Raw genomic sequence first — 10,431 nt, forward strand, 5'->3', positions numbered from 1 at the left:
CCTCCCCTTCCCCTTCCCCTTCCTCTTCCCCTTCCTCCGCTTCCGCGTCAGGGCAGGCGCAGCCCGCCGTCGGCTGGGGGGCCGCCCCGGATCTCGGGGCGCCCGCCACCTTCGTGCTGCTGCGGCACGGGGAGACGCCGCTCACGCCGGAGAAGCGGTTCTCCGGGAGCGGGGGGAGTGATCCCGCGCTCTCCGCCGTCGGGCGGGAGCAGGCGGAGCGGGTCGCGGACGCGCTCGCCCGGCGGGGCACGGTCCAGCACATCGTCGCCTCTCCGCTCGCGCGGACCAGGGAGACCGCCGCCGCCGTCGCGGCCCGGCTGGGGCTGGAGGTCGCCGTCGACGACGGTTTGCGCGAGACGGACTTCGGGGCCTGGGAGGGGCTCACCTTCGGTGAGGTCCGCGAGCGGTACCCGGACGATCTCAACGCGTGGCTGTCCGACCCGCAGGCCGAACCGACCGGCGGCGGCGAGAGTTTCGCGGCGACCGCGGTCCGGATCGCCGCCGCCCGCGACAAGCTGGTCGCGGCCTACGCGGGGCGTACGGTCCTGCTGGTCACGCACGTGACCCCGATCAAGACCCTGGTCCGGCTCGCCCTGGGCGCCCCGCCCGAGTCACTGTTCCGGATGGAACTGTCGGCGGCCTCGCTGTCCGTCGTGGCGTACTACGCGGACGGCAACGCCAGCGTCCGCCTCCTCAACGACACGTCCCACCTGCGCGGGTGAGCCGCGGGGCTGTCCGCTTCCTCGGCGACGGGTCCGGTGTGTCCGGGTGAGCCGCGGATCGTGCGTCCCCTCGAAGACCGGTCCGACGTGTCCTCAACGACCGGTCCGACCCTGCGCGGGTGAGTCGCGGGGTCGTCCTCCGTCCCCTCAACGACACGTCCCACCCGCGCCGTTGAGCCGCGAGGCGGCCCGCGCCAGCTCCTCCACCCGCGTCCAGTCCCGTGCCGCCACCGCGTCCGAGGGAACCATCCAACTGCCCCCCACACAGCCGACGTTGGGCAGGGACAGATACTCCGGCGCGTTGTCGGGACCGATGCCGCCGGTCGGGCAGAAGCGGGCCTGCGGCAAGGGCCCGGCCAGCGAGCGCAGATAGGCCGTACCGCCGGCCGCCTGCGCGGGGAAGAACTTCATCTCCCGCACTCCGCGTTCGAGCAGCGCCACGACCTCCGTGGTGGTCGACACCCCGGGCAGGAAGGGCAGCCCGGAGGCCCGCATCGCCGTCAGCAGCGCGTCCGTCCATCCGGGGCTCACCAGGAACCGCGCCCCGGCCGCCCGGCAGGCCGTCACCTGGTCCGGGGTGATCACGGTCCCGGCCCCGACGACCGCGTCCGGCACCGCGCCTGCGATCTCCCGGATCGCGTCGAGGGCGGCCGGGGTGCGCAGGGTCACCTCGATCGCCGGCAGCCCGCCCGCGACCAGCGCCCGTGCCAGCGGTACCGCGTCGGCGACGTCCGCCACGACCACCACGGGCACGACGGGAGCGAGATCCAGTACCGAGGCAGCCGAAGCGGAGGGCAGGGGTGAGGGCATGCGCCTCATCCTGCCCGCAGGGTGCACTGCCCGCAAAGGGCATTGCGCATACTGCAACGAGCCTCGCCAGGCCCGCGGCTCAGCGGCTCAGGCGGCTCAGCGACTCAGCGGCTCAGTGGATCTCGTCCACCAGCACGTCCAGCGTCCACGGCGCCCCCGCCCGCGCCGGCGCCTGCTCCTCCACCGTGTAGCCGAGGTCCCGCAGCGCCACGACCAGCCCGGCCGGGTCCTTCGGCGCGATCCCCGCGGTCAGCAGGCTGCGCACGATCTTGCCCTTCGTCGCCTTGTTGAAGTGGCTGACGACCTTCCGGGTCGGCGCGTGCAGCACCCGCACGCTCGCCGTCCGCGCGGCGACCTCCCCCTTCGGCTTCCACGCCGCCGCGTACGCCGCCGACCGCAGGTCCAGCACCAGCCCGTCCCCGGCCACCTCCGGCAGCACCCGCGCCATCGGCGCCCGCCAGTGCGCCCCAAGCGCCCCGAGCCCCGGCAGCCGCACACCCATCGAGCAGCGGTACGACGGGATGCGGTCCGTCACCCGGACGGCACCCCACAGCCCCGAGAACACCAGCAGCGAACGGGCCGCCCGCCGCTTGGCGGCCGCGTCGAGCGACGCCAGGCCGAGGGCGTCGTACAGCACACCCGTGTAGATCTCCCCGGCCGGCCGGGTCCCGGCCGTGTGCAGCTCCGTGTTCTTGGCGACCTCGCCACGCAGCCCCTCGCTCAGCCCGAGCACCTCACGCGCCTTCTCCTCGTCCCCGGCGCACAGCTCGACCAGCTCGCGCAGCACGGCCTCACGCGCGGCGGCCAGGCCCGGCAGCGACAGCGACTCCGGCTTCAGCGGGGCGCCACGGCCGGAGGCGGCCTTTCCTTCGGACGGGGGCAACAGGACGAGCACGCGCGTTTCTCCTTCGGTGGCTTCGGTGGCTTCGGTGGCTTCGGTGGCTTCGGTGGCTTCGGGGACTTCGGGTACGGCTCCCGCGCGCCAGCGTACGGGGTGCCGACACCCCGTCCCCGCCCTACGCTCGCCCTATGCCCCGCCGCCAGATCCGCGTGACCGGCGCCCCCGAAGCACCGCTCCGGGCCGCCCTCGCCGCCCTGCGCACGGAGCTGGGCGTGCCCGCGAGCTTCCCGCCCGCCGTGCTCGCGGAGGCGGAACGCGCCGCCGCGGCCCCCGCCCTGCCGACGTACGACGCCACCGACATCCCCTTCGTCACGGTCGACCCGCCCACCTCCACCGACCTCGACCAGGCCCTGCACCTGTCCCGGCAGGGCACCGGCTACCGGGTGCGGTACGCCATCGCCGACGTCGCCGCCTTCGTCGTACCCGGCGGGCCGCTGGACGCCGAGGCGCACCGCCGGGTGAGCACGCTTTACTTCCCCGACGGGAGGGTTCCGCTGCATCCGCCGGCGCTCGGCGAGGGCGCCGCGAGCCTGCTGCCCGACGGCCCGCGTCCGGCCGCGCTGTGGACGGTCGACCTCGACGCCGACGGCCGTACCCTCGCCGTCGACGTCCGCCGCGCCCTTGTCCGCAGCCGCGCCAAACTCGACTACGCGCGCGTGCAGCGACAGATCGACGACGGCACCGCCGAGGAACCCGTGGCGCTCCTGAAGACCGTCGGGCAGCTCCGCCGACAGCTGGAGGCGGACCGGGGCGGAATCTCCCTCGACGTGCCCGAACAGGAGATCACCGAGCGCGACCACACCTACGAACTCTCCTTCCGCGCCCCGCTGCCCGCCGAAGGCTGGAACGCCCAGCTCTCCCTCCTGACCGGCATGGCCGCCGCCGACCTGATGCTCGCCTACGGCACCGGCGTGCTGCGCACCCTCCCGGCCGCCCCCGACGGCGCCGTCGGCCGGCTGCGGCGCACCGCCCACGCCCTACACATCGACTGGCCGCACCACGTGTCGTACGCGCAGCTCATCCGCTCCCTCGACCCGCGCCTGCCCCGGCACGCGGCCTTCCTCCAGGAGTGCACGACCCTGCTGCGCGGCGCCGGCTACACCGTCTTCCGCGACGGCGTCCTGCCCGAGATCACCACCCACGCCGCCGTCGCCGCCCCCTACACGCACTGCACGGCCCCGCTCCGCCGCCTCGCCGACCGCTACGCCACCGAGCTGTGCCTCGCCGCCGTCGCCGGTGCCGACCCGCCCCCCTGGGTGCTCGCCGCGCTCGACACCCTGCCGGGCGAGATGGCCGACGGCGGCCGGCGGGCGGGCACCGTCGAACGCGCCTGCGTCGACGCCGTGGAGGCCGCCCTCCTCAAAGACCGGATCGGCGAGGTCTTCGAGGGCTGCGTCGTCGACCTCGACGAGCGCCACCCGACCGTCGGCACGGTCCAGCTGGAGTCCCCGGCGGTCATCGGCCGCATCGAGGCAGCCCCCGAGGACAGCACCCCCCTGCCCCTCGGCGAACGCCTCCGCGTCCGCCTCACCCAGGCGGATCCGGCGACGGCGAAGGTACGTTTCGCCCCGGCCTGACCACCCGCACCAGCTCGCGTACGAGGTCCCGCGCGTCGTCGGCGTGCAGCCGCACCACGTCCACGTCCCGGCGGCGGCCGAGGAAGGTGACGTGGGCGACCGGCTCGGTCAGTTCGAGGGTGACGGAGGTCTGCGAGCCCACCGCGAGGTTCAGCTCGCCGTCGGCCCGCTCGTGCGTGGAGCGCGTCTCGTGCCGTACGGCCGCGATCCGGTCCAGCGGAATACGCAGATCGACATGCGCCGCGTGGCGGACCCGCAGGATGCCGCCGTCGTCGTTCAGGACGTGCGGCCGGACCTGCCAGGCCGCGTACACCCCGGCCAGCAGGACCAGCGTGTACACGTCCAGGATCAGCATGGCGGTGTGCAGGGCGGGCAGGTCCCGCAGCAGCACGGACATCGTGAACGTCTCGATCAGACACACGAACCCGAACCCGGCCATCACCGCGCCCTGCCCCCGCGCGTACCCGAACGCCCGCCCCTCACCCACACCGTGCCGTCGCCGTCCCACCCACAGCAGCAGGCTCGCCAGCAGCCGCAGCTCATGCCGCAGGAGCACGGTGATCGTCCTCATCCGGTACCGCCCTCCTCCATGAGGATCTCCAGCGACCGCCGGATCGCCGCCGCCTGCGCGGGCGCGAAGTCGGCGTAGAAGGCCCGCAGGAAGCTGCTGTCCCGGTCGATGGTCACCGGGTCGGGGAGCAGACTCCGCGGGGTGCACGCGGCCAGCCTGCGCGCGGCGGTCTCCACCCCCGGGTCGTCGGGGGCCGCGTCGGCGAGGGCGTCCAGCAGCGCGTACGCCTCATTGGCCATGGCCACCGTCTCCGGCGACCCCGCGACCGCGCTCACCGCGGCCATCAGCCGCTCCCGCTCCGCCGGGCCCGCCGCCGTCTCGACCAGCGCCAGCACCTCACGGTCCCGGGCGGCCATGGGCGAGTCGTACAGGTGGGCCGTCTGCGCGAACAGCGCCGCCAGCTCGGGGGACACGGGCCCCTCGGCGGGCAGCGCCTCCCCGTCCAGCAGCGTCCGCAGCCGCCCCCGCCGCTCCCGGATCGCCGCCTCCTGCCGGGCCAGGTCCTCGTCCAGCTCGGTCAGCACCTCGACGAGATCCTTGCCCGCGTCGTCCGCGAGCACGTCCCGCACCTCGGCGAGCCCCAGCCCCAGCTCCGTCAGCCGCCGGATCCGCGCCAGCACGACCGCGTGCCGGAGCGTGTAGTCGCGGTAGCCGTTGGCACGCCGCTCGGGCTCGGGCAGCAGCCCCAGGTGGTGGTAGTGCCGGACGGTCCGCGTGGTGACGCCGACGGCCTCGGCGAGTTCTCCGATCCGCATGCCACCAGTACAGACGTTGACGCCGCGGCAGGGTCAAGCGGGCGATGTGCCCACGGTGTCCCTACGGCTCTGATGATCCTGTGCCACGATCGAGGGAACGGTTCCCGATCTCACGGACAGGTGATCCGGCGATGCCCGAATCTGGCGAGCGACCGAAAGAGGGGCGTGACATGACCGCCATGGCCCACGAGCCGCGCACGCAGGAAGAGGTCCTGCTGGAGGGCTTCCTCGCCCTGGACACCCCGGAAGGCTTCCGGGCGGAGCTTGTCGAGGGGGAGATCGTTGTGACGCCGCCGCCGGACGGGGATCACGAGAAGTACATCAGCCGGATCGTGAGGCAGGTGATCAAGCGGTCGCGGACCGACATGGACGTCTCCGGGAACAAGGGGCTGAAGCTGAGGAGCGGAGGCGCCTGCCCGAAGAATCACGTGGTCCCGGACGCCACCTTCGCGGCCCTCGACCTCGACCTCTTCGGGAACGCCGGCCCCTGGATGCCCTGCGACGGCGTTGCCATGGTGCTGGAGGTGACGTCCACGAAGCCCACGGCGGACCGCGAGGCCAAACGCCGCTGCTGTGCCCGCAGCGGCATCCCCCGTTACCTCCTCATCGACCGCGACAGCTCACAGGTCACGCTCTTCAGCGACCCGAGGCACGACGACTACCGAGAACACACCACCCTCCCCTTCGGCAAGCCCCTCACCCTCCCCGAGCCCTTCGCCTTCGACCTGGACACCGCGGACTTTCTCTGACCCGACGCCCGGTACCATGGTCGATACGGCAGACGAGCCGGGCGGACGGCCGCGTGGAGCCCCCTGGGGCTTCCCGAGGAACGTCCGGGCTCCACAGGGCAGGGTGGTGGCTAACGGCCACCCGGGGTGACCCGCGGGACAGTGCCACAGAAAACAGACCGCCGGGGCTGTTCTCTTCTCGAAGAGGGCGGTCCTCGGTAAGGGTGAAACGGTGGTGTAAGAGACCACCAGCGCCTGAGGTGACTCAGGCGGCTAGGTAAACCCCACCCGGAGCAAGGTCAAAAGGAGCCGCTGTAAAAAGCGACTCTGCGCGGACGTTCGAGGGCTGCCCGCCCGAGTCCGCGGGTAGACCGCACGAGGCCGGCGGCAACGCCGGCCCTAGATGGATGGCCGTCTCCCCGGCCGCCGCGAGGCGACCGGGCGACAGAACCCGGCGTACAGCCCGACTCGTCTGCCGCTCCACATTTCCGCAGGTCAGAGGCCATGTTTTCTCGCTGAACAAGCTGGCCGGGTCGAATCCGGGTCGAATTCGGGCCGTGTGGGTGGGTGACGGCGCGGAGATATACCGCTCGTATCGTCCATCCTGTCCTGTCGATAAGGAGTGGATAGGGCATATGGGGCATCCGGCGGGTGCAAAATGCGGCCCCAGGTCAGTGGCCAGCGAGTTGGGACGCTTCGGGCGCCTTCGAAAGTATGGTCCGGCGTGTCTCCCTGCTGGCGGGACAGGGCGCAGGTCATTCCGTCCGCTGTGACTCGCTGGTGGATTCGCTTTCCGGTGGTGCTTGCTTCACGCGTTGTGCTGCGTCGAGATTCACGTCAATCGTCACGCTCTCGTGGTTGTCGTTGATCCTCGCAGCGAGTGCCTGGATGGAGGTGGCGTCGAACCGGTATGGCGGAAGCCAGTCGAGTAGGGGATTTGCCGGTGGCCAAATCGGCACGACAGAACTGTGAAAGTCCTCTAGGGGAGCGAGGTCTCCCTCGTGGAAGGGGATGAGCACCTGGAACGCGACCTTGACCACCGAGAAGGTGACGCACAGGCCGAGGAAGTCGTCACTTGAAGCGTTCCCCGGCATGTAGATCGGGCGCGACACCACAGTCAGGGGGTTCACGTCGTGGTACGCGGCGATCCAGATCTGCATCCCGTGGTGCGGTTGGCGGAAGATCTCCAGGCCCTGCCCGGCGCCGTGAGGAACGATGTTGCCGCCTATCGCATCGAAGAGGATGGCCATCTTGGCGGCCCACAGGGCGAGTCGGCCTTGGGCGTGCACGTTCAGCGATCTCACGTGGAAGAACATCGGGACGAGGGTGTCCTTGACGTCGTTCTCCAGCGTTGACATCCATGTGTTGTTGCAGTGCTGGCAGACAGGTGTTGTCGGCCAGTTGATACGCCGCCGATGGGGATCCGAGCTCCGCACGCCGTGGCGCTTCATCTCGCGCACGAGCCACTTGGGGTAGATGTCTTCGTCGGTGGGCTGGGCGTGTGGGTCCTGACAGAAGGGACAACGGCCTGGTGGCGGGGCCATCCAGTTCGTGTGGGCCTGGCCTTCGAGATTCGTGTCGATATCCATCGTGGTCAGGATGTCGGCCAGTTGGGCTCTGCCCGCGCGGAGGAGTTGGACAGCCGTTCCGAGGCAAGCGCGGTGAGCTGCCCCCAACATATAGAGCGATTCGTCGTTCGGTGGTGGAAGGGGATCCGAGAACATGCGTCCTACGTCGACGCGTGTTCCGATCAACCAGCTCCCAGAGCGCGTGCCGCCGATCTCCACCCATGAGTCGCGAGCGCGCTTGACGAGCTCGCCGCAACCAGCGAGGCAGTCCAGCCTGCGCCAGTCCCAACTCCATGCAGTCGCCATGGCTAAGCGTGACAGGGGCTGAACTGATCTGTCCCCAAAATTTCTGCAGACATCATTCGCCCGCCACCGAATCCGAAAAGTAGCAGAGCCTCAATGCCGGTCAGCAGCGGTGTGGGGCAGTCGACATGTGTCGGCAGTCGGGCGTGATGCCAAGGCCACGTGGACGGCGGCGAGGTAGGTGGCAGGAATGGGGCACGCCCAGAATTGCTCGGATGCGCCCCACCTGCTGGCGCTTGGTAGTGATCGGGCTTTGAACCCGCTCAGTGTGTGAAGAGGTTGCCCAAGCCTGAAGCCGGCCGGATTATGGAGTCATGGACTACCGTCCCCTCCTTGCTCAGCACGCTGTCCAGCTCACCCACGACATGCCGCGGTGGGACGATGCCGCACAGATCGCCGGGCTCGACCCATACGTGTGCAAGGCCTCGTACGTCTGCGGTGTCATGCGCGAGTTCATGCAGGCCTCTGGGCTCAACTTCGAGCACAACTACCACCTCGGGTCGCTCTTCCTCGCCCTCGATGCCACCGAACTGCTCGGCCGGATCGTCAGCGGCAAGCGCGGAACAGACGGCAGCACCGAAGTCCTTCGGACGGGTGTGAGGTACCTGGAGGGTCACGCTGATCCGCAGGCCAGGCCCTTGCCGCACTCCGCAGCGCAGTACGTGAAGCTGAGGAACTTTGCCGGGCATGGCGCAGCACAGCTCGCGCGTAGCGTGGCCTTCACCCCTGACTCGACTCAACTGCTGCTCCGGCACTTGGCCTACGTGTTGAACACGGTGTGGAAGGACCCGTCTCTGTCGGCCAATCTTGCCGCAGCTGAGATCCATCCGCTGTTCACCGTGGTCAAGGGAATCCGACAGCCGGTGTATGTGCGCGACATCCAAGAGCACCTCATGACATCTCAGCCCGCCGACGGTCTAGAGCACGACTGCTGGCGATACGACGAGGCTGCAATCCTGGACAACTCATCTCCGTCAGCGAGTGGAACCGCTTGACCACGATGAACACGCCCCCAGCAAGTCCACCGCTCACGCCGGTCTACCCGTGCAACAAGCCGGGCCAGGCCGTCCTCCTGCACGACGGCTTGATTGGTGGGCTCGGCACAGTTGATGTCCCTGGCCGCGTCGAGCTGACCTGCTCAAACGGGTTCAACCTTGAGTGGGAGGTTGGCGGTGGCGCGACGTCGGGCTTCGCCAACCGAAACCAGGTTCCCCTGACGCTTCGTCGCCCCATAGGCGATATGACCCTGCCTGGGGTCCCCCGGAACGTCGATGGCGGTTGGTCGAACGGAGCCGTTTTCGGGAACTCCGATGTTCCCTTGAGCCGAATCCTCGTTCATTGGTTCAACTTGCCCAACTGGCATGGACCGTTGGGGCTGGTAGAGGAGACATCTCGCGGCAAACATGAATGGTCGGGCCGATGGTTGCTCGAAGCCAATGGATGGAAGATCACGCTCGACGTTCGTCCCGACCACCGGCAGGTCTGGCAAGAACTCCACAAGACTGACGTGTACGTGATGACGCACGTCATGGAGGTGCGTCGCGCCGATGATTCTGGCTTTACCGCCGACGAAGCCGACCCGTTGCTGACGGCGCTGCACGTCGGAATCTCGTTTGCCCTTGGTCGCTGGGTTGCCCCGATGCTGCCCGTGGGAGAAGACGGCGATGGTCGAGTGGTCTGGGAACAGTGGCGAGCTGCTCACTGTGACCCGGCACGCTCGACCAGTGACGGCTGGTGGTACGACCAAGATCACGACTCGCTTGGTGACTTCCTGCGTCTGGCGATCGCCGCCTTCCTCGACCCGGACAAGCTCACGCCCCTGCGCTTCCAGATGATGTACGCGATCTCGGACTTGCGGAGCCGAGACTTCGTCGAGCCCCGAATCATCATGGGGACAGCTGGCTTGGAGCACATCATGTGGCAGAGCCTCGTCTTGAGCGGTGCTCTGACCGAGCGGGAGTACAAGCGGCGGCCAGCTTATGACCTGCTGCGCACGGTGCTGCGCGACGCCCAGATTCCTGTCGACATCAACCCTGGCCTGTTGACGGCAGCCGCGCAGTACGCCGCCGATGTGAAGGCAAAGGAGAACAAGGACATCGACGGGGCCGATGTCGTCACGTGGGTCAGGAACCGGCTGGTACACCCCCAAGAATCGCAAGAGCGCGTCTACGGACTGGACGGGTTGACGCGAGATGCCTGGCTTCTCGCTCGCCACTACCTCGTGTTGCTGATCCTCAATTCGCTCGGATACACCGGAACTTACCGGGACCTCACCCGCATCCGAGGCTGGGTAGGCGACGTTGCCAAGGTGCCTTGGGGCTGAACACTGTGGCGCGACCATGCTTCAGGATCGGCCGTATTTACGGACGTCGGCCGCAAGCCGCTAACGACGCCTAACCTCGATCGTTCATGAGTCCTCGTCGGTGTGCTGACGGGGACTCTGTGTTGGTGTGATGCGGTCTTTTCGGAGCTGGGGCACGTTGATGGCCCGGCTGT

The 10,431-nt window shown here is 69.4% G+C and carries 10 protein-coding genes and 1 other RNA gene; 6 read left to right on the forward strand and 5 right to left on the reverse strand.

The annotated features are described in order from the left end of the window. On the forward strand, positions 1-722 hold a 722-nt coding region (locus tag P1P75_RS35155; RefSeq protein ID WP_319263165.1), incomplete at its 5' end, for a bifunctional RNase H/acid phosphatase. Positions 723-869: 147 nt separating this feature from the next. Here the strand turns inward: P1P75_RS35155 and eda are convergent. Further along, positions 870-1,532, reverse strand: a complete 663-nt coding sequence (gene eda / locus P1P75_RS35160; RefSeq protein ID WP_319263167.1) for a bifunctional 4-hydroxy-2-oxoglutarate aldolase/2-dehydro-3-deoxy-phosphogluconate aldolase — start codon at positions 1,530-1,532, stop codon at positions 870-872. 112 nt (positions 1,533-1,644) lie between these two features. Next, positions 1,645-2,427 (reverse strand): peroxide stress protein YaaA, encoded by a 783-nt coding sequence (yaaA, locus tag P1P75_RS35165; RefSeq protein WP_319263169.1) that lies wholly within the window; start codon positions 2,425-2,427, stop codon positions 1,645-1,647. A 134-nt stretch (positions 2,428-2,561) separates the two neighbouring features. Between yaaA and P1P75_RS35170 the strand changes: the two genes are divergently transcribed. Further along, positions 2,562-4,010: an RNB domain-containing ribonuclease gene (locus tag P1P75_RS35170; protein ID WP_319263172.1), complete on the forward strand. Its 1,449-nt coding sequence runs from the start codon at positions 2,562-2,564 to the stop codon at positions 4,008-4,010. Here the strand turns inward: P1P75_RS35170 and P1P75_RS35175 are convergent. Both P1P75_RS35175 and P1P75_RS35180 read right to left on the reverse strand, forming a co-directional pair. Continuing rightward, complete coding sequence (locus P1P75_RS35175) at positions 3,961-4,581, reverse strand: hypothetical protein (protein ID WP_319263173.1); 621 nt, start codon at positions 4,579-4,581, stop codon at positions 3,961-3,963. The genes P1P75_RS35170 and P1P75_RS35175 overlap by 50 nt on opposite strands. Continuing rightward, a complete protein-coding gene (locus P1P75_RS35180) occupies positions 4,578-5,336 on the reverse strand; it encodes a MerR family transcriptional regulator (protein ID WP_319263175.1) in 759 nt (252 codons plus the stop codon). The genes P1P75_RS35175 and P1P75_RS35180 overlap by 4 nt, the downstream gene beginning before the upstream one ends. Positions 5,337-5,506: 170 nt before the next feature. Here P1P75_RS35180 and P1P75_RS35185 point away from each other — a divergent pair, with 170 nt between their 5' ends. Next, positions 5,507-6,085 carry a Uma2 family endonuclease gene (locus P1P75_RS35185; protein WP_319263177.1) on the forward strand — a complete coding sequence of 193 codons (579 nt, stop codon included), beginning with the start codon at positions 5,507-5,509 and terminating at the stop codon, positions 6,083-6,085. A 33-nt stretch (positions 6,086-6,118) separates the two neighbouring features. Beyond that, positions 6,119-6,539, forward strand: an RNA gene (rnpB, locus tag P1P75_RS35190) — RNase P RNA component class A. 280 nt (positions 6,540-6,819) lie between these two features. Here rnpB and P1P75_RS35195 read toward each other — a convergent pair. Next, positions 6,820-7,653, reverse strand: coding sequence for a hypothetical protein (locus P1P75_RS35195; RefSeq protein WP_319263178.1), 834 nt, complete (start codon positions 7,651-7,653; stop codon positions 6,820-6,822). Between the two features lie 596 nt (positions 7,654-8,249). Between P1P75_RS35195 and P1P75_RS35200 the strand changes: the two genes are divergently transcribed. Together P1P75_RS35200 and P1P75_RS35205 are read left to right on the forward strand one after the other, a co-directional pair. Continuing rightward, a complete protein-coding gene (locus P1P75_RS35200; protein WP_319263180.1) occupies positions 8,250-8,930 on the forward strand; it encodes a hypothetical protein in 681 nt (226 codons plus the stop codon). Continuing rightward, positions 8,927-10,258 (forward strand): hypothetical protein, encoded by a 1,332-nt coding sequence (locus tag P1P75_RS35205; protein WP_319263182.1) that lies wholly within the window; start codon positions 8,927-8,929, stop codon positions 10,256-10,258. Before P1P75_RS35200 ends, P1P75_RS35205 begins: the two co-directional genes overlap by 4 nt. Positions 10,259-10,431 lie beyond the last annotated feature (173 nt).

This window comes from Streptomyces sp. ID05-39B (assembly GCF_033794725.1).
In the GTDB taxonomy this organism is placed as follows: domain Bacteria; phylum Actinomycetota; class Actinomycetes; order Streptomycetales; family Streptomycetaceae; genus Streptomyces; species Streptomyces bobili.